The 20,281-nt window shown below is 35.3% G+C and carries 13 protein-coding genes; 10 read left to right on the forward strand and 3 right to left on the reverse strand.

The window, feature by feature from the left end; all coding sequences use genetic code 11:
* Positions 1-48: 48 nt before the first annotated feature.
* From PSA_RS20810 to PSA_RS20835, 6 genes are all read left to right on the forward strand, one after another.
* Positions 49-2,409 carry a right-handed parallel beta-helix repeat-containing protein gene (locus PSA_RS20810; protein ID WP_052379871.1) on the forward strand — a complete coding sequence of 787 codons (2,361 nt, stop codon included), beginning with the start codon at positions 49-51 and terminating at the stop codon, positions 2,407-2,409.
* 507 nt (positions 2,410-2,916) lie between these two features.
* The gene (locus tag PSA_RS20815; RefSeq protein WP_052379870.1) at positions 2,917-4,812 is read left to right on the forward strand and encodes an alpha-L-fucosidase; all 1,896 of its coding nucleotides are present in this window, start codon (positions 2,917-2,919) and stop codon (positions 4,810-4,812) included.
* 712 nt (positions 4,813-5,524) lie between these two features.
* On the forward strand, positions 5,525-5,776 hold the full coding sequence (locus PSA_RS20820) for a type II toxin-antitoxin system Phd/YefM family antitoxin (RefSeq protein ID WP_042143671.1): 252 nt from the start codon (positions 5,525-5,527) through the stop codon (positions 5,774-5,776).
* Positions 5,766-6,053, forward strand: coding sequence for a type II toxin-antitoxin system RelE/ParE family toxin (locus PSA_RS20825; protein ID WP_042143669.1), 288 nt, complete (start codon positions 5,766-5,768; stop codon positions 6,051-6,053). Before PSA_RS20820 ends, PSA_RS20825 begins: the two co-directional genes overlap by 11 nt.
* Before the next feature lie 585 nt (positions 6,054-6,638).
* Positions 6,639-7,004, forward strand: coding sequence for an MmcQ/YjbR family DNA-binding protein (locus tag PSA_RS20830; protein WP_042143667.1), 366 nt, complete (start codon positions 6,639-6,641; stop codon positions 7,002-7,004).
* A 216-nt stretch (positions 7,005-7,220) separates the two neighbouring features.
* A complete protein-coding gene (locus tag PSA_RS20835; RefSeq protein ID WP_042143645.1) occupies positions 7,221-7,622 on the forward strand; it encodes an N-acetyltransferase in 402 nt (133 codons plus the stop codon).
* A gap of 109 nt (positions 7,623-7,731) precedes the next feature.
* Here PSA_RS20835 and PSA_RS20840 read toward each other — a convergent pair whose 3' ends face one another.
* The 3 genes from PSA_RS20840 to PSA_RS20850 all read right to left on the reverse strand — a co-directional run bounded on the left by PSA_RS20840 (position 7,732) and on the right by PSA_RS20850 (position 12,523).
* Positions 7,732-9,285: an alpha-L-fucosidase gene (locus PSA_RS20840; RefSeq protein ID WP_052379869.1), complete on the reverse strand. Its 1,554-nt coding sequence runs from the start codon at positions 9,283-9,285 to the stop codon at positions 7,732-7,734.
* Positions 9,286-9,358: 73 nt separating this feature from the next.
* The gene (locus tag PSA_RS20845) at positions 9,359-10,945 is read right to left on the reverse strand and encodes an alpha-L-fucosidase (RefSeq protein WP_052379868.1); all 1,587 of its coding nucleotides are present in this window, start codon (positions 10,943-10,945) and stop codon (positions 9,359-9,361) included.
* 102 nt (positions 10,946-11,047) lie between these two features.
* Entirely contained in the window at positions 11,048-12,523 is a 1,476-nt protein-coding gene (locus PSA_RS20850) for a sulfatase-like hydrolase/transferase (protein ID WP_082305853.1), read from the reverse strand.
* Positions 12,524-12,800: 277 nt separating this feature from the next.
* Here PSA_RS20850 and PSA_RS20855 point away from each other — a divergent pair, with 277 nt between their 5' ends.
* The 4 genes from PSA_RS20855 (at position 12,801) to PSA_RS20870 (ending at position 20,177) form a co-directional block, all read left to right on the forward strand.
* On the forward strand, positions 12,801-14,258 hold the full coding sequence (locus PSA_RS20855) for a sulfatase-like hydrolase/transferase (protein ID WP_052379867.1): 1,458 nt from the start codon (positions 12,801-12,803) through the stop codon (positions 14,256-14,258).
* Positions 14,259-14,480: 222 nt separating this feature from the next.
* Positions 14,481-15,869 carry a TolC family protein gene (locus tag PSA_RS20860; RefSeq protein ID WP_042143641.1) on the forward strand — a complete coding sequence of 463 codons (1,389 nt, stop codon included), beginning with the start codon at positions 14,481-14,483 and terminating at the stop codon, positions 15,867-15,869.
* Complete coding sequence (locus tag PSA_RS20865) at positions 15,866-17,086, forward strand: efflux RND transporter periplasmic adaptor subunit (protein WP_042143639.1); 1,221 nt, start codon at positions 15,866-15,868, stop codon at positions 17,084-17,086. Before PSA_RS20860 ends, PSA_RS20865 begins: the two co-directional genes overlap by 4 nt.
* Positions 17,076-20,177: an efflux RND transporter permease subunit gene (locus PSA_RS20870; protein ID WP_042143637.1), complete on the forward strand. Its 3,102-nt coding sequence runs from the start codon at positions 17,076-17,078 to the stop codon at positions 20,175-20,177. Before PSA_RS20865 ends, PSA_RS20870 begins: the two co-directional genes overlap by 11 nt.
* Positions 20,178-20,281 lie beyond the last annotated feature (104 nt).

Consider the following 20,281-nt stretch of genomic DNA (forward strand, 5'->3'; position numbering starts at 1 on the left):
TAAAAAACCTTGTATGTATGACAGAATTTCAGTCAATTTGGAGACTTTATGATAAACAAATTAACAACATCTAGCACATTATTGCTAGCTGCATGTTCAAGTATAATTTTAGCTGGTTGTAATCAAGCAAATAATAATGAGCAACAAGCAGCAGACAATAAACTATCAGCTACAGCAAGCTCAGAGCAGCTCACATTTTTTGTATCACCTGATGGTAAGGCTGGCAATATGGGTAGTAAAGCATCACCTTTTAAAACTTTAAAAGAGGCACGAGATGCAATACGTCAACTTGATACAAAGCAGCGCGATCAAGATATTACGGTTTGGTTAAGAGGTGGCACACATACACTAAAAGATACTTTAGTATTAAATCGTCAAGATGGCGGTAAAGGCGAGCATTTTATTCATTATCGTGCTTATAAAGATGAAACCCCAGTGATTTCTAGTGGGAAGTCTGTTGATGGCTGGAAGCTATTAGATTCTCCTTTAGATGGGTTACCTGATATCGCAAAAGGTAAGGTTTGGGTAAGCGATGTATCTAGAGAAGAATATGGTCGTTTTACAGCTCTTTTCACAAAAGATAAACGTTTACCAAGAGCACGTAGTGAGCGTTTTGATGGTGAAAAACCAACAGGATACGAAATTGCAGACTCTCGAAATGTAATGCATAAAAAAGATCGTCATCTTTTGAAAAAGATCACTTATAAAACAGGTGCGCCTATTCGCAATTGGTCAAATTTAGATGATATAGAAGTGTTTTTTAACCCTGTTCCTTGGGCATTAAATTTCATCCCGTTAGAGTCTATCGATTTAGATAAACAGCTTTTGAATTTAAAGTATGAAGCAAATGCACCTGCGTTTTCACAAGATAGCCCATGGGCGGTTATTGAAAATGCAGTAGACTTTATTGATGAAGCTGGTGAGTGGGCCCATAACAGTGAAACAGGTAAACTTTATTACTGGCCTCATGATAATAAAAAGCCAACAGATATCACAATTCCTCAATTAAAAGAACTAGTAAGAGTTGAGGGGGAAATTGATTATGATGGCCCAGTTGATCAACCAGTAAAAAACATTAGTTTTGAAGGCATTACGTTTACAAAAGCAAAACGCGCAACTTGGTATAAAGGTCGTAAAGGTTGGGGCATTCAACATGACTGGGATACCTTTGATACAGGTAATGCCATGTTACGTTTTCGTGGTGCTGAAAATATGTTAGTAAAAGGCAATCACTTTACTAACTCAGCAGGCTCTGCAATGCGTTTGGATTTACATGCGCAAAATATCACAATCAAAGATAACTTAATTGATTATGTAGGCCATATGGGCATTTTACTTGCTGGCTATGGGCCAGGTACCAAAGATGTAAATCATCACAATACAATTACAAATAACATTATCCATCATGTCGGTGAAATTATTTGGCATGGTCATGCGATTTTTGCTTGGCAAAGTGGTAGCAATACGATTTCTAATAACTGGATCCATCATGTACCACGTAAAGCCGTTGGAGTTGCAGGCCCTCGCGTTCAAATTTTGATGAAAAAACATGAAGATTTTGATGAAGCAGCTAAAACGATCCGTTGGAATGAGCTTGATTTAGATGTTGAATGGTCTGACGATACGCAAGCGCATTTTATGCCTTATTTACATGCTAAAAATAACATTATTGAAAATAACAAAGTAACTAAAACATTATTACAACTGCATGATGGTGCTTCAATTAATGTATCAGGTGCGGGTGAAGGCAATATCATACGTCATAACTATATTTTTGATGTGGATTACATAGGTACCCGTACAGATGATTGGCAACGAGGCACAATTACGACACAAAATATTATAGAAAACGCGGGAACAGGTATCGTTCATAAAGATTACAACCATATTACTAATAATTTATTTATTAATATAAATGGTGAAGCCATTCGAATGCGTGCTTTTCCACGTCAATATTTCAAACCAGAATCTATTATTGAAAAAAATATATTTACTAAAGGGAGAAGACCACCATATGGCTCTCGCAATTTATGGAATACTAAAGAATTTTTTGCTACTAAAAAAGGCACGAAATTAATCCCTTATGAATACATTTTAGATAACAATACTTATGCATTTGAAGGTGCTGAAAAGTTTTTAGCTAAACATCAAAAGCATGGTGTTGAGCAAAACTCTATCGCAACAGAAATGCAGCAATTTGTTGATATTGAAAATAAAGATTTCCGTTTAGTTGATAATGCTGCGGCATTAAAGTCTGGTTTTATTCCATTTGATGTCAGCATGGATTCTTTTGGCGTGAGTAAAGATTACCCTGAACACTTATTAAAATTAGACAGAGATACCATGCAATGGGGCGGTGAAACTTTGCTTCATGGTGGTTTAGAGGGCGTACAAAAGAACGTACATTAGCAAACTTAATGTTTGTCTTCCCCTAAAGCTATACATACGTCATCTCCGAGGTGTTTTATCGGAGATTTGATTTTCGAGATTAGATTGAAGATTAGCGGGTATAGATCCCCGATATAAACACCACGGGAATGACTATGATTTTAGGCTTGGTGAATTACTTAATGTTTGCCTCCCCCTAAAGCTATACATACGTCATCTCCGAGGTGTTTTATCTAAGGTCTGGTTTTTGAGATTAGATTGAAGTTTAGCGGGCATAGATTCACGATATAAACACCACGGGAATGACTATGATTTTAGGCTTGGTTAATTACTTTATGTTTGCCTTCTCCCAAAGCTTTATATACGTCATCTCCGAGTTATTTTATCGGAAACTGGTTTGGGTTTTAAAGTTAAACTTCATTTAAATTAATACTGTTTTATCACTAAGCCTCACATTTATTAAATGTAAGGTTCATTTGTGTTGCTCAAAATAATTATATCCTCTAAGAAGAATAAGGAGTTTCGTTTATGGCAAACGTATCAATACTATTAAAAAAAATAGTACTAATAGGTCTATTATCAACAAGTGTTTTACTTGGGTGTACTTACGAGAAAAATGTTATAGAAACGCCTTTACAACCAAACCAATCAGCAATAGAAAAGTGGCAAGCTATGCGCTTTGGCATGTTTATCCATTTTGGTGCTTATGCTGATTTAGCAGGCGTTTGGCAGGGAAAACAAATCGAAAAACTTGGTGAGCAAATACAGCGCCATGCCGATATCTCATCTGAAGATTATCAAAAAGTAGTTAAGCAATTTAATCCAAAAAACTTTGATGCTGAAAAAATCGTAAAACTGGCAAAGAAAGCGGGGATGCGTTACATCGTTTTAACCACAAAACACCATGATGGCTTTTCAATGTTTGAATCAAAACATACAGATTTTGATATTGTTGACTTTACACCTTATAAAAAAGATCTGTTAAAACAACTTGCTGATGCAACAAAGCGCTATGGTTTAAAGTTAGGTTTATATTATTCAACACCAGATTGGCATTTTAATGGTCCAAATCCAGAACGTAATCCAGTTGATGGCAAGATCAGCGTATTTGGCAAAGTATCAAAAGCCAATGAAGACTTTCAAGTGGCACAACTTGAAGAGTTAATGACAAATTATGGTGACATTGTTGAAGTATTTTTTGATATGGGAGAGCCCACATTAGCCCAAAGTAAGCGTTTTCGAGACGTAGTGAAAAAATATCAGCCTAATGCACTTATAAATGGCAGAGTGATGAATAATCAAGGCGACTTTTTAACGATGCCAGATAATCATGTACCAGACTCGCCAATTACAGATTATCCGTGGGAAACACCGGGTACTTTTTATCATACTTGGGGTTATAAATCTTGGGTCAAAGGTTTACCTTTGGAGCAGCAAATTTCAGTACAAGTACGTAAGCTTTCTGATATAGCAAGCATGGGTGGTAATTTCCTATTAAATATAGGTCCAAAAGGTGATGGCAGTGTTTTACCTTATGAAAAAGATGTTTTACTTGGTGTAGGTAACTGGGTAGATAAAAATAAAGAAGCTATTTTTGAAACAGGTTTAAACCCATTTTTGAAATTAGACTGGGGTCAGGTATCAACTAAACAAGGCACTTTGTATTTACATATTCATCAATGGCCAAAAGACAATAAAATAGTTTTACCTGGATTTAAAAGTACAGTTTCAAAAGCTTCACCTTTAACCCAATTGGATAAAAATTTATCGGTAGTTTATGCCAATGGTAATGCGATAGTTGATTTATCTGGTGTAGCTAAAGATCCATATTTGAGCATAATAAAACTCAGTTATGAGGGAGAACTTAATTTAATACCTAGGCACAGCAAAGCTAATCAAGATGGCAAAATTACGCTAGTGGGTGATGAAGCGACAAAACATGGGAAATTTGGTAAACAAAGTTATCGTTCAATGCTTAAAGACTTCTCGCGAAGCTGGTATGTAGATGTGCCAAAAGCGGGCAGTTATAAGGTTAAAATAAATTATAAAATGCGCTATAAAGACAAAGACTTTATTTTAGCGAATAGCAGTGATGAGTTAGCATTTAACTTAAAAGGAAAGGGAAAAAAAGTTAAAAAATTACAAGCTTTTGATGGCAATGAGCAAGTCGCTAAAACAAGTGATAACTTAGATGAACCTTCGAAAAACAGCTTTTCACAAAACAATACTTCACAAAGTAATTTTTTTAAAAGTAATCTAGGTCAATTACATTTTAGCCAAGCAGGTATTCAGCAAGTAACTTTAAAGCAAGGGCAGGCATTTGAATTAAAAGCCAGTACTCAAGATTTTAAAGCACAAGATCAGCGTTACCGCGCTATGAATATCGAAATAGACTCAATTGAGCTCATGCTACCAAATACTTAAAAAGTCCAAGCCAAAACTCTGCAAAAAGATCAGGTGTTTTGTGTAATATCTGATTTTTTTTATTTAGTAATTGTCTATGAGTTATTTTATGACTCAATATACTGCTATTCGTATTTTTAGATGTGAAATTAGCAATGGAAATATTTTCTATTTTGTTGTTTTTAAATAACTAAACACGTATTCTTGTTTAAAATGAAAAATTACTAAATATCAACTTGTGTGAAGACAACAAAGCTGTTTTGTTTCTAATAAGTTGTTAGCCGTCATGGAGTTTAAATTTAATATTGATGTAATCATAAATATTTTTTGCTTTGGTTTAGGCTCACTTGCAATCTATTTAACCGCATACTTGAAGGTGAAAGGGTAAAATAAAGCTTTAATTGAAGATATCAATAAAATAGAAGATGAGCGAAATGTAGAATTTCAAAATCAGGGTAACGCCAAATTTATTCAGGATATTCAAAATTTATTTTTTGAATTAAATGCTGAGCAGTTAAAAATGAATTATGAAGCAAATAGTATTAGGCTAATTTCTTCACCTGAAGTTGATTTATTGCTTAATGAATTAGATGAATTTTAAAACGTTTAGCACAACTTCACAATTACAAGCCAGCTACTGATAGCGGCGTTATACCGCTAAATTAAGTTCTAGCTTAATAGTTTAATTAGGTCTAAAATAAGAGCTAAATTTGACACTTAATTGGTGGTTATTATGAGACAAGTTCTAGCTGATTGTTCAGCGAGTATTTCTGAACTTAAGAAAAACCCTACAGCATTACTTAATGAAGCTGATGGTTCTGCTATCGCAATATTAAATCACAATAAACCTGCTGCATATTTAGTCCCAGCCGAAACTTACGAATGGCTAATGGATGTTGTTGATGATTATGAATTGGCTAAAGTGGTAGAAGATCGTCGTGGTGATTTATCTGACGCTATTGAAGTTAACTTAGATGACTTATAAATTAAAGTTTCTTCCTGCTGCTAAAAGAGAGTGGGACAAATTGGCAGTACCACTCAAAAAGCAATTTAAGAAAAAACTTGAAGAAAGGTTAGAAAATCCACATGTACCGTCTGCTAAGCTGAGAGGATATGAATCTGTTTATAAAATTAAATTGCTAACCGCTGGATATCGGTTAGCTTACGAGGTTATTGATAATGAAATCGTCATTTACGTATTAGTTATTGGTAAACGTGATAAAAGTGCAATCTATAAAAAGTTAGCTTCTAGGTTAGAATAATACCTGTGTAGCACATATGAGCCGGATCATCGTCAATTTTATTTCAATTTATAAAATCTTTTTAATCTACAGTCAACATCTGTCATGTGGCTGTCTAAGTCAATTACAGAAAACACATATAGAGGCTCTCTTATGGAACTCCACCGTAGCCTGTTGTTTTTAAATGTTTTTAAGCTCTTAATAAATGAAGCAGGATGCACTAATCGAGAGGTTTATCGGTTAACCTCAACTGGTACTATTCAAATCCAATCACTGCTTCACTTCAGTTTATTGAAAGTAAAGTGTGTAATGGAACTTAACAAACACTTCAATCAATGAATAGATCAGTAAAATTACCGAAAGAAAATTAGGATATATACTTGCGGAAATAGAACTTCAATATATCAAAATTATTAGGGCTGCCGAAAAGGATTTAGCAGACAAAAACATCACCCAGTCTAAATGTAATAAAATTAACAAAAATGCCAAGCTAAATTGGCTTGGTGAATGAACGTTATTTGAATAATATAAAAATAAGCATATATATCATAAATTAAGGAAGTTAAATAACAAGTTTTTCGCTCATAATAAGATCTAGATGTATTTATGAATTACGATGAATTTAATAAATTTTGTGGTGGGTTACCTGCAACTACTTATGTTGTTCAATGGGGGAATTCTCATGTATGGAAAGTAGGTGGTAAAGTTTTTGCAATTGGTGGATGGGGTAAAGATAAGCAACCCGCTTTTACTTTTAAAACCTCAGAGCAAAATTTTTATTTTTTAAGTGAATGCGATGGTTATATACCTGCACCATACTTTGCTAACCGCGGCATGAAATGGATACAGCAAGTTGATTGTGATAATCAAAAAGATGAAGACTTAGAATATTACATTACACAATCTCATCGTTTAGTTTCTTTAGGGTTAACTAAAAGAAAACAAAAAGAATTAGGGTTAAATCAAACTTAGCCAAGAATAAGAAAGTTATACAAAAATAAAGGCACTATTGAACATGATAAAAAAACTTAAAAACTTAAAAACTTAAAAACTTAAAAACTTAAAAACTTAAAAACTTAAAAACTTAAAAACTTAAAAACTTAAAAACTTAAAAACTTAAAAACTTAAAAACTTAAAAACTTAAAAACTTAAAAACTTAAAAACTCAGATGAACCCGCGGCAAGTGGTATCTATGATGTTTTCCAAAGCTCATATAAAATTGAGGCTGAATTGATTGGTACAGATAATTTCCCTCCTTTATCTCGTGGTATAAATGATATTAGGAATTCAAAAACAGACTTTTATGGTTATTTTGATGACAAATGCCTAGCGGCGGTTATTGAAATAGAAATGAATGTTAATAACCTAGAGATTAATAGTTTAACGGTTGATCCTCGCTTTTTTAGAAGAGGCATAGCAGATAAGTTAATCGCTTATGTTTTAACTTCGATTGCTCATGATAAAGCCATTGCTGAGACTGCTGTTGTAAATGAACCTGCAATTAAGTTATATCAAAAGCATGGGTTTGTTGAATTTAAAAGATGGACACCTTCTCATGGCATAGAAAAACTTGCCCTACTCATGGCATAGAAAAACTTGCCCTAAGTGTTTAAGTAATTCATAAACAACTGTTTAAGAATCAGCTTTTAAACGTATTTAAAAGCTGATTTGTTATTTGAATCGATCTTATTTACAGTCTTTAATATGGTAATAACGAAATCTTAAATACACTGGCCATATCCGTTTTAATATCACTAGGGATATTAATTACTAGCCCATCATTATTAAGTTTCCAGCTTATTTTTGCGTCTGATCCATGTAACTTGATATTCGAAATATCAATATTATTTGGTAAATTGGTTTTAGCAAATGCTGTTAACTTTATTTTTTTATTTGGCTTAACTAGCCCTAAGATCGTCGCATAAATGGTGTCTTTTTTAGTGGTGTAACGAATATCTTGGTTGGTATATTTTATTTTGGCGAATTCCCTATGGTTTTTAAAGTGGCCTACAGGTTCTTTAGTTGGTCCTTCGCCAAATGTGTACCAAGGTCTAGTGCCATATACTGCTTCTCCATGCTTATCTAACCAAGCGCCCATTTTAAGCAATACATCTTGTTGGTTTTGTGGAATGATACCGTTTGCTTTTGGAGAGACATTTAGCAGCATAGTACCATTTTTACTTACTACATCGATGAGCACATGTAATATATCTTGTGCTTTTTTAACACGTAAATTTTTGGTATAAGACCAGCTGCCTTTACTGATGGTTTCATCTGTCATCCAAGGTTGCTCACCAATATGATTTTTTCGAGATTTTTCTAAATCATCAACACTAAAAGATAGCGGCAGATCGTTTTGCTTACGAATAATAACCACTTCTTGGTCGCGTTTTTTTGCTTCATTTAAATAATAAGCGGTAAATTTTTTACGGTAATTCTCTGGTACTAAGTGTAACCATGAGTCGAACCAAATAATGTCTGGCTGATAGTTATTGATGACTTCTTTTAACTTACCAAACCAAATTTGTTCATTCCATTCATCTGCAGGCATATTGCCATACAGTAAAGCAAGTTCTGGATCTGAACTTGCTGGTGGTGTATTTTCAAAATAAGGGTAGTGACTACCACCAAATCTCTCGTTTGGTTTGTTTTCACCTTTCTTATTTATGGCATTATATCTTTGTAAGTTTCTTGAATGATGGAAGGTAGTAATAAACTTCATGCCTTTATCAGTAATCGCTTCTTTAAGTTTACCGGTTACATCTACTTTTGGCCCTTTGTCCATGGCATTCCATGGCGTTAACTCACTATCCCACATAGCAAAACCATCATGATGTTCAGTCACTGGGCCTGCAAATTTAGCACCTGCTTTTTTAAATAATTCAGCCCAAGCTTGTGGATCAAAATGCTCAGCTTTAAACATGGGCACAAAGTCATGGTAACCAAATTCATTGAGTTCACCATAAGTTTCAATATGGTGTTTGTTTTCTTTACGGCCCTCAAAGTGCATCCACCTTGGATACCATTCACTGGCAAAGGCTGGTACCGAGTATACGCCCCAATGAAGATATATACCGAGTTTGGCATCTTGGTACCAATTAGGTGCTGCTTGATGTTTGGCTAAAGACTGCCAATTTTCTGAATATGTTTTAATTGGTTCAATTACGTTATTTTGTTCGTGTTTGATAGCCGCGCACGAAGAAACAACTGAGCACATTAATAAACATGCAATCGGTTTTATAGATAAATTCATGTGATACCTAATTTAAATAAATAGGATAGAAAGCTCACTTGTTGTTAATAAGTGAGCGATTATGAAAGTGTGTTTAACGTGATTTAAAGGTGATTTTAAAGCCATGAGCAAAATCGCTTGCAGGCTTTTTAGGCATAATGATTTCTAAACCATCAGATGCAGATTGCCATTTTATTTTTGCATTAGAACCAAGCATAGTAACGCTTTCAACTAAGCCAATTCGCATATTGCCTTTGGTAATATTTTTAATGCGTAGGGTTTTCCCTGCACCTGGCCAAGCTAACGCATAAGCATAAAGGTTGCCATCTTTAGTAGTAAAACGAATATCTTTACTGGTATAAGGTGACTTTTGTGCTTTATGGTCAATTTCGTTAACTTTACCTTCTCCAAATAAATACCAAGGGCGAGAACCATAAATGCCCTCACTATTAGCTGACATCCATTGGCCCATTTCTTCTAGTGTTTGGGTCGCTCTTTTATCTAACGTACCATCGGCTTTAATTGGAATGTTTAATAATAAATTACCGTTTTTACTTACGATATCGATAAATTTATCAATCACTAAATTCGTTTCCATATAAGTGGCTTTTTTACGGTAGCCCCAATCACCAATCGAATCATCTGTTTGCCAAGGTTCCGATAGAATGTGGCTAGCTTTACCACGCTCATAATCTAACGTTGCCATGCCATCGTCATACATAGCTTGCCAAGGGCGTTCTTTAATGGCCATGACAGCTTGTTGTTCACCATCATATTTTTTTAAGCTGGTATTGTATAAATGTGCAATGACATCCATACCTGTTTGGCCATTATCTTCGCCTCTAAAAGGAATCGCACTATCAAAGTAGAAATGATCTGGCTGATATTTATCGATTAAATCTTTCATACGCGCAGACCAGTGATCTCGCCAGGCCTTAGGTGGATTTAATGGCGCTCTTGGATGTGTATCGCTGTGTTGTTCATGGTATAAACCAGAAAAGTTTTTATCATTACCATCATAAGGCACACCTGCTTTTTCGCCTTTTGCATCTGCAAGTTTAGACGTATTTAGCCAGCTATAACTACGAGAAAGGTGCGTTGTCACACCAAAACGTAATCCATGTTTTAATGTTGCATCTCGCCACATGCCAGTTATATCTTTTTTAGGCCCATGGTTAACTGAGTTCCATTCTTGATGCTTAGAATCCCATAAATCAAAATTGTCATGATGCACAGCCACAGGGGTAAAATATTTGGCTCCAGCTTGTTTAAATAATCCCACTAAAGCATCAGGATCAAATTTTTCGGCTTTCCATAATGGAATAAGATCTTTATAACCAAACTCAGAAGGGTGGCCGTAATTTTTAACATGATGTTTATTTTCTTCAGTACCTTGGATGTACATTTTACGTGGGTACCATTCGCCTACTTCTGCAACTGAATAAGGCCCCCAGTGTAAATAGATACCAAGTTTAGCATCTCGAAACCATTGGGGTGTTTTGTATTGTTGTAATGAAGCGATATTGGCTTCATAAACTTCAGGTGTTGTATCAGTATTTGTTTGTGTTGTGTTCTTTGTTGTGCTGTTTGTTGTATTACAAGCACTGAGGCCTAAAATTGCAGCGGTAATAAATGTTACTTTTGAAATGGTGTAAATTTTATTATTGTTAAATGTAATCATAACTCTGCCATGTTAATTATTCGTTTATCTAAAACTTTGTTTGCTTTATAGGGTAAAGATGTGCTTGTGTTTATAGGCACATCCTAGTGAGTTTTTTATGGTTTACTCAATGTAGGTTTCATCATAAGTTTGATAATCTCTGTGATTATGTAAGTGCTTGGCTTTGCTTTTTTTAGATGTGTAATCTTGTAAAAACTTTTTACCTCTTTTCTTTGAAAAGTATGGGTGGTCAGCCGTTAATGGTGGATATTGCGCTAAAATATCATCAAATTGCTTTCTGGCTTTAGCATGTTTTTTATCACCACTTATATCACCAGTAACAAGTTGATAGCCTTCTCCAAAACGATTATCTCCTGTGAAATACATTCGGCCTTTAGGCATGCCCAACATAGGATTAACCACTTCTAATAAATAGTTTTTAGTGCGAACAATTTGAGAACCTGAAATATAACCATAGATCCAGTCTCTATGGGCGTCTGTTTTACCTGTTAAGAAAGGTACTAGGCTAGTGCCGTCAAATTTATAATCTTTTGGTAATTTATCTTCTGCATTTGCCCAGTCAATTAAAGTTGGCGCAATATCCGAAAAGTCTGTTAATTCATCTGTCGCACCGCGTTTTTTAATACCTGCACCCCACACTATATGCGCTACTTGTGGTCCACGTTCAACACCTCTGGTTTTAGCTGTTACAGCAGTGCCATTATCTGAAACAAAAATAATAACGGTATTGTCTGCTATGCCTAAATCTTTTACTTTTGTAACAACATCACCCACTAACATATCTAGGTATTCATTGAGAGCAACAAATCTTGCGCGACTCTCAGTTGCATTTGGCGCTTTATCCATTTCGCCTTGTTTGCCGCGAAGCGGTGTAGTTGGGTATCCTTTACGTGTGCCATGTGGTGCAACTGTAGGCCAGTAAGCAAGGAAAGGTTTTTTCGCTTTAACTTGGCGTTCCATAAAGTCCATTATAAAATCAGCTTCTATACGTGGACCATAATCACTAGGCTTAGTATCTAGCAACTTACCATTTTGAATATACGCTGGATGCCAATAACGAGAGGTTGTTTTTTTATTCTCAAATAATCCTGTAAATTTAGGTGAGCCAGGTAAAGCTTTTATTTCTTTTAGCCCTTCCCATAATGAATACTCATCAAATGCTAATACGCTTTCATGTGGCATTTGCACGCCAGCGTGCCACTTTCCTGTAATTGCAGTGGCATAACCTGATTCTTTTAGTACTTTAGAAAAGGCGATATTATCGGTATATACATCTTTTCTCGCGCCATCTAACCAAATTGAATTATGATATGCCCCAGTTGTATTGGCGTATCTACCAGTCATGATTTCAACTCTTGATGGACCACACATTGCACTGGCGTAAGCTGTTTTAAACATCACACCTTCATTAGCAAGCATATCTATATTGGGGGTTTTGGCTGCGCCTTTTAAGCCATAAGCACCAAATAGATCAGGGCTAACATCGTCAGCCATAATTAATATGATATTAGGTCGTGATCCTTGCCCATGACTATATAGGGATAAGCACATTAATATGAGTGATAATAGCAATTTCATTAAAGCGGCTCTCTTTTGTGTTTATAATTTATAAAGGTCATTTTGTTTTAGGGGGTAAAGCTTGTCAATGAATTAAAAATATCTTTACATAAAATTACATTGCGCTTTGCGTCTTTACAAAACATTACACTCCTGTGTATCGCTTTAAAAATCTAGCTATAGATAGACAAAACTTAAATATTTGTTCAAGCTTAACCAAACGGGTTACAAGAAATATTGACATGTTAAAATCAAAATATTATGTTTTATATAAATAAAAATCAACCAAGAGCGTAAGATGAAGACTCAGCCTAAAACTTTATGTCATTTAATAACTGCGTGTTGTATTGTCGCAACAATGAGCATGCCTACGTTTGCTGTAAATAAACTAGAAAAACAGCAACCCAATATTTTATTTATATTAGCTGATGATATGGGTAAAGAGTGGGTCAGTGCATATGGCGCTCAAGGAATTAAAACGCCCAATATAGATAAGTTAGCGTCAAATGGCATGAGATTTAATAATGCTTGGTCGCATCCACAATGTACGCCATCTCGTGTTGCTTTGATCACAGGCCAATATCCTTATAAAAATGGTTGGGTTAATCATTGGGATAGCCCGCGTTGGGGTCAAGCATATTTAGATAGTGAAAAAAATCAAAGCCTCGCGAAAGTGATGCAAAATGCAGGCTATGCAACCGTGGCTGCAGGAAAGTGGCAAGTTAATGATTTTAGAATTGAACCAGATGCGATGACAAAACATGGATTTGATGATTACGCAATGTGGACAGGTTACGAAACTGGCGTGCCTGCCAGTGCAGAGCGTTATTGGGACCCATATATTCATACAAAATCAGGTAGCCGCACTTATCAAAGTCAATTTGGAGAAGATGTTTTTTCAAGTTTTATATTAGATTTTATTGAAAAGAAAAAAGACCAACCTTGGTTTGCGTATTACGCGATGAATTTACCGCATGGCCCAAAAACAACCACGCCCCTTAAACCTGAAATAGGATCTGAGATGGGCAAACATCGCGCTATGGTCGAATATGCCGATTATATTTTAGCGAGAATGTTAAGCCAACTTGAAGCTATGGGAGAGCGAGAAAATACCATTATTGTGTGGACAACAGATAATGGTACAGACAAAAGTGTCACAGGAAGATTAAATGGTCGTGTTGTTAAAGGCGGTAAACAGATGACCACAGAAAATGGTATTAACTCGCCATTTATTGTAAATGGTCCAGGTGTTGTGCCATCAGATATTGTGACAGATGCACTAGTAGATTTTACTGATATTTTGCCTACCTTTGCAGATCTTGCTCACTCAAAAGCGCCTGCTTCATATGATTTAGATGGTAAATCTTTTGCACCACATATTTTAGGGAAAGCAGATGACTCACAGCGTAATTTTATTTTGTCTATGGGCGGAAAAAATAATGCAAAAGTGTCTGAAAAAGGGGTCGAAAACCAGTACGTATATCGTGATCGTGTTGTAAGAGATAAACGTTACAAACTTTATGTTAAAGCATCTCCAGAGCGTGGTTATGAAAAGCTAGTTGATCTTAAAACTGACTTTGAGGAAAAAGTGAACCTGTTAGATAGTAAAGATCCCGAAGTAATTAATGCTAAAAATGCCTTGATTAAAATAGTGGAAGGTTTACCTACCAGAGATAATGATCCCAACTATCAAAAACAAGCAAAATTGCCTTGGGATAAGCCTGTCACTGTAAAAAGTCAGCAATGGAAACAATAACCAATAATTGGCTGCGTATTGTTAAAAACTGAATTTATAAATCACTTTCAAAATATCTTGAAAGTGATTTTTTGTTTTTAGAACATAAAATACAAAATCACTTATATTAATAAAGCCCAATTCCTTTAAATTACGAAGTAAAGTAATGTAAATTTTGATGAGAGTTAACACTCTCTTGGTTATTATTTGTAATCGACAATAAGTAATCACTCAGAGTGAAATGTGAAGTTAATATCAATTTTTATCAGTATGTTTTTAATTTCGGCCTGTTCGCATACTCATGATATAAAAAAACAACCTTTAAAAACTACAGTTCCCTTTATTAAACAAGGTGCTGCACCTTTAGATATGCGCTGGTGGCTATCATTTGATGATGAAAACTTAAATGAACTTGTACAGAATGCTTTAAACGATAACTTATCCCTTAAAGCCAGTAGTTTAAGATTAAAAAGTAAGGCATTAGATAGCAATATTGCAGCCTCTTCTTTGTATCCAAGTTTAAACTTAAATGCGAGTACAACTGTAAAACCTGATGATTTAAACCGGGCAAGCGCAGCATCTTTAGGCTTAAGTGCTAGTTGGGAAATTAATTTTTTTGGTCGAATCTCTGCTAATGAACAAAAAGTACATTGGCAATACCAAGGACAACAAGCGTTGTTTCATGCCGATGCAAACTTAGTGGCTGGCAATATTAGCAATGCCTGGTTTTCTTTAATATCTCAAAAGCAAAAGAGTAAAGTACTCAATACTCAATTTGAGCGTATAAGTGATTCATTAAAGGTAATTAGTCGACGATTTGCTATGGGAAAAAATTCCATTACAGATATTTGGCAACAACAAAAATTATTAAAATCTATTGAGGTATTACAAGCAAAAAATGTTGCCAATATTTATAGTCAGCAACAGAAGTTGGCCTTATTGCTTGGTGTAAATACACATGAACTTGAAAACTTGGCTGATAGAAATTTACCGATTTTACCTGCATTACCAAACATGGGATTGCCAGCTAAAACTTTATTACACCGACCAGACATTCAATATATTATTACTAAAATTGAAGCCGCAGATTCGCAATTAGCAATTGCCATTTCAGAGCAATATCCGCGTATAACACTACGTGCTAATTATGCTTCAGCAAAAAATAATACACATGATCTGTTGCAGAACTGGTCCGGAAATTTAATCACTTCATTTGTAATGCCTTTGTTTGACTCAGGTGCAAGAAAACATAATGTTTCTAAAAAAAAGTTATTATTGCAGGCACTTATTGTTGAGTATCAAGAGGTATGGTTAAAAGCGGTTGCCAATGTTAACCAAATTTTGGTTAATGAAGCACAGTTATTAAAAGTGGTAGAAAATTTAACATTACAAACTAGATTAGCTAAACAAACTCAAGCCCTAATCAATATTAAATACCTCAATGGTAAATCTTCATATTTAAACTTACTCAAAGCACAAGAAAGCATTTTAGTTTTAGAAAGACAAATGATAGATGCTCAAAAAAATGTAATGAATAACCGAGTTTTACTTTATCGCGCATTAAGTCATGGGGACTTTAATCGTGATCAAACTGCTAAAAATAAAAACATTAATACAGGAATAAAGTCATGATTAATTTAAGATTTACTAAAAATAAATGGCTGCCTTTATTTATTGTTTTATTAGGAATTGGCTTAGGTTATCAAATCTTAGTGTCTGCCCAGCAAAAACCAGTGGAATACTTAAAACAAGATAAGAAACGTGCTCGGATTGTATATACAGAGAAACTAGAAAAGGGCTCTGTAATACCTATCTATCATACTTCTGGATTTGTGATCCCAGCTGAGTCAGTAAAAGTAAATGGGTTAGTATCGGGGCATGTTAAAACGATAAACCCGCAAGCTTTTCCGGGAGCTATGCTTAAAAAAGGTCAGTGGCTTGTAAAGCTCAATACTGAATACTTAACATTAGCGTTAAAATCTGAACAGGCAAGGCTAGTGCAAGCACAGGCTAATTTAGCGCTTGAGCAGGCTGAACAACTATTAGCACGGGAAGAGCTTGCGTTAGTTGATAACATTGATGGCTTTAATATTGATCAAACTTTAGTTTTGAGAAAACCACAAATTGAAGCGGCTAAATCTAAAGTGATGATAGCTCAAAATAATGTCGCCAAGGCACAATTAAACTTATCACGCGCAACAATATTAATGCCATTTGATGGCAAAATTATATCAAAAAATATAGGGCAAGGCAGTCGTATTACAACTAATTCAACTCTATTTTCAGTGGTCAATAGCCAACGTTATTGGATAGAAGCAAAAGTTCCTCATCAATTTTTAGCATTATTAAATACTCACGCTAAGGTTGATATATTTCAAAATCGTTTATGGGGTGATCAAAAACGTGAAGCGCAATATATCGCAACGATGCCAGAGCTTGATACCAAAGATAGACAAGTAAAAATATTATTAGCAATTGATAATCCCTTAAATGAAACTTTGAGTCAGCCAAAAGTTTTTATTAATGACTTTTTGAATATCGCTTTAAAAGGAAAACCGATTAAAAAAGCGTGGACGATTAAGCATCATTGGTTACAGCCTGATAATACAATTTGGGTGGTGGATAAACAAAGTACATTGCAAAAGCGAAATGTAGAAGTACTTTATAAAGGCACTGATGATATTTTTGTGAAAGCAAAATTTAAAAAAGGTGATAAAGCTTTAGCAGAAAAACCTGGCATCGCCAGCATAGGGCTTAAAGTAAAACGTCGTAAGAATTTAGCAATCGAGCAAACACAAACAGCTAAAAAAACTGATAATAAACGCCAAGGAGTAGATCATGAAATCTAATCCTATTTCTTGGATGATACGCCATGGAGTTGCGCCACATTTATTGATGCTTGCCTTGATTTTAGGCGGGTTAGTGATGTCATTTATTATCCGTAAAGAATATATGCCTGAAACATCAAGGGATACATTATCTGTATATGTCTCTTATCCAGGTGCCGCACCAAGTGAAATAGAACACAGCATAGCAGTCCCTATTGAAGCTGCTATACATAGTTTATCGGGTATCAGTGAAGTAAATACTTTCATTGGTACTGGTTGGGTGAGAGTACGGGCACAGTTAGAGGCAGGCGCAAACGGCCAAAAAATTTATCAAGATGCGCAACAAGTGGTCAATCGCATATCCTCTTTTCCTGCATCTATGGAGCGACCAAGAGTAAAATTAGATACCCGAGTGATTGATGTGATGGAGCTGATTGTTCATGGAGATATGGACAGATTTACTTTAAAGCGCTTAACAGAGCAAGTAAGAGACCGTATTTTACAATCTCCCTATATTTCACAAATTAAATTAAAAGGATTTCCAAAAGAAGAGATACATGTAGAAATATCTCAGGCTGATCTACAAGCTTACGGCCTCACCTTAAATCAAGTTTCAGCATTATTAAAAAAGAATGTGGTAGAACAATCGGCAGGTAAAATTAAAGCAAATAATGGCGATATTATTGTTTCTGTTGATCAGCGGGCATTTTGGGCGCAAAAACTTAAAAATGTGCCAGTGATCTCTGATAAATCGGGTGATCAACTCACATTAGGCGATATTGCAAAAGTGACAGAAGGCTTTGCAGATGAGCGAAATTTAGTCACCTATAACGGGCAATTATCTGCGCAATTGAATATCTATCGTATGGGAGAGCAAACACCATCACAAATAGCACAATCAATTGAAAAAATGTGGCCAGAAATATTAGCTATGTTGCCAGAAAATGCAGGCATTGCCATAGTAGATGATGATGCTAAAAATTATCAAAAACGTCTGAGCTTATTGCTTAAAAATGCGTTTTTAGGTTTGCTTTTAGTGCTTATTATTATGAGCTTATTTTTACAGTTTAAATTGGCATTTTGGGTTGTTGCGGGTATTCCCTCATCGTTTTTAGGCGCTATGTTATTTTTACCTGTATTTGATGTGTCTATTAATATGGTCTCTATGTTTGGCTTTATTATAGCGTTAGGCATTGTGGTAGATGATGCCATTATTGCAGGAGAAAATATCTATGCACACATGCAAGAGGGACTCTCTTTTCATGACGCGGCAATTAAAGGCGCTAATGAAGTAGCAAAACCACTCACTTTTGCAATATTAACCAATATTGTGGCATTTTTACCTTTATTACTACTACCTGGCAGCATGAAGTTGTTATTTGGGGCAATCCCTATTGTGGTCGTTTTATGCTTTGTTGTATCTTGGATTGAAGCGCTATTTATTTTGCCATCACACTTAGCGCATATAAAAGATAAACCACCCAATAAATTCGAGATTGCATTAAACAAAGCGCAGTCACGGTGTAATTATGGTTTGAACAAATTTGTTAATGATGTTTATTTTCCAATACTTAATAAATGTTTGAATTGGCCAGCCTTAACACTTGCTGTTGCTGCTTTTATTTTTTGTATTGTATTGGCGTATGCCTTTAGCGGAAAAATGGGTTTTAGTCTTTATCCAAAAATGGATGCTAGATGGGTAAAAGCCAGTTACGAGATATCAGAAACTACAACTGAGCAACAAGCAATTGCCTTGAGAGGCTTATTAGAAAATAGCGCAAAATCTATGATAGCTGACTATAAAATAGCAGACAGTGTGGTCAGTATTCGCAGCATTATTAGAGATAACAGTGTTGAAGTGGCGTTATTGCTGGTGGAAAGTGAAGAACGAGAATACGCAACACGAGATATAAAGCAATTTTGGAGAGTGCAAGCAAAGTCACTATCACGATATGGCAAACTGAGATTTAGTGGTGCAAGAAGAGGCTCTAGTGCTTTGGCTACGGCTTCTCTAACAATAGAATTAAGGCACAGTGATAGCACTATTTTGGCTCAGGGAGCAAAAGACGCTGTCAGTTTTTTAGATTCAATAGAGCATGTTGTTGCAACAGTGAATTCCTTGGAAGAAGGTACACCACAATGGAAATTAACGTTAAATGAAAACGGCAGAGCATTAGGCTTAGATGCCGTTGAGTTATCTAAGCAAATGCGTGCGGCTTTATATGGCGCAAAGGCACAAAGACAGCATAGATTAAGAAATGAAGTCACAACATTGGTGCGATTACCAAAAAATGAACGAGCTGATGTGAATAAAGTGGAGTCATTGCTGATCCGAACAAAAGCTGGAGGTTATGTGCCTTTAGGTAATGTCGCCAGAATAAATAAAATTTTAGCACCTGCTTTTATAGTAAGAAGAAAAGGCCAAAGGGTCGAAAAAATAGGTGCTGAAATACTACCAGAGGAGAATATTCCAATGGTCACTAAAATGGTTCAGCAATATTTAATACCAGAACTTGAGGGCAGGTACTCTGGAATAAAAGTTGTTTTTGGTGGCGATCAAGAAGAAATCGCTAAAAGTGTTTCAAGATTAGAGCTTGGCACTGGGTTTGCTTTAGCTGCCATCTATATTTTGTTAGCTATTGCTTTTAGAAATTATATTCAACCAATTGTGATTATGGCGATTATTCCATTTGGTGCTGTGGGTGCAATTTTAGGGCATTTAATATTGGGTTATGGACTCAGTGTGGTGAGTTTAATGGGCATGTTAGCGTTAGCGGGCGTAGTTGTGAACGATAGTTTGATATTAGTTGAATATGCAAATAAAAAACTTGAACAGGATGAAACAGCACTTAATGCAATTAAAGAAGCCTGTAGACGACGAATAAGACCTATTTTGCTGACAACCATTACAACTTTTGTAGGTTTAGCACCTATGGTATTTGAAACCTCAAGACAGGCACAGTTTGTTGTACCTATGTCAGTGTCTTTAGGGTTTGGCATATTATTTACCACTTTGGTTTGTTTATTGGTTTTACCGTGTTTGTATTTAGTTATAAATGAAAAACAAAAGCCAGTAGTAATAGCAGTAGATAATTTGCTGGTTAAGCAATAAGTTTAATGGAACCATCCTGTTTATATTTGTTCATTAATTAAAAAGAACAACCTAGTATAGTAACAGAGCAGACTTTAATTGCTAAGTAGTGTTTTTTATAGTTA

This window comes from Pseudoalteromonas sp. '520P1 No. 423', from assembly GCF_001269985.1.
In the GTDB taxonomy this organism is placed as follows: Bacteria; Pseudomonadota; Gammaproteobacteria; order Enterobacterales; family Alteromonadaceae; genus Pseudoalteromonas.

Excerpts from the sequence above, each read along its gene's own strand:
- PSA_RS20855 (WP_052379867.1), top strand. The coding sequence starts at position 12,801 with ATGAAGACTCAGCCTAAAACTTTATGTCATTTAATAACTGCGTGTTGT.
- PSA_RS20820 (WP_042143671.1), top strand. The coding sequence starts at position 5,525 with ATGAGACAAGTTCTAGCTGATTGTTCAGCGAGTATTTCTGAACTTAAG.
- PSA_RS20815 (WP_052379870.1), top strand. The coding sequence starts at position 2,917 with ATGGCAAACGTATCAATACTATTAAAAAAAATAGTACTAATAGGTCTA.
- PSA_RS20870 (WP_042143637.1), top strand. The coding sequence starts at position 17,076 with ATGAAATCTAATCCTATTTCTTGGATGATACGCCATGGAGTTGCGCCA.
- PSA_RS20825 (WP_042143669.1), top strand. The coding sequence starts at position 5,766 with ATGACTTATAAATTAAAGTTTCTTCCTGCTGCTAAAAGAGAGTGGGAC.
- PSA_RS20845 (WP_052379868.1), bottom strand. The coding sequence starts at position 10,945 with ATGATTACATTTAACAATAATAAAATTTACACCATTTCAAAAGTAACA.
- PSA_RS20810 (WP_052379871.1), top strand. The coding sequence starts at position 49 with ATGATAAACAAATTAACAACATCTAGCACATTATTGCTAGCTGCATGT.
- PSA_RS20850 (WP_082305853.1), bottom strand. The coding sequence starts at position 12,523 with ATGAAATTGCTATTATCACTCATATTAATGTGCTTATCCCTATATAGT.
- PSA_RS20830 (WP_042143667.1), top strand. The coding sequence starts at position 6,639 with ATGAATTACGATGAATTTAATAAATTTTGTGGTGGGTTACCTGCAACT.
- PSA_RS20840 (WP_052379869.1), bottom strand. The coding sequence starts at position 9,285 with ATGAATTTATCTATAAAACCGATTGCATGTTTATTAATGTGCTCAGTT.
- PSA_RS20865 (WP_042143639.1), top strand. The coding sequence starts at position 15,866 with ATGATTAATTTAAGATTTACTAAAAATAAATGGCTGCCTTTATTTATT.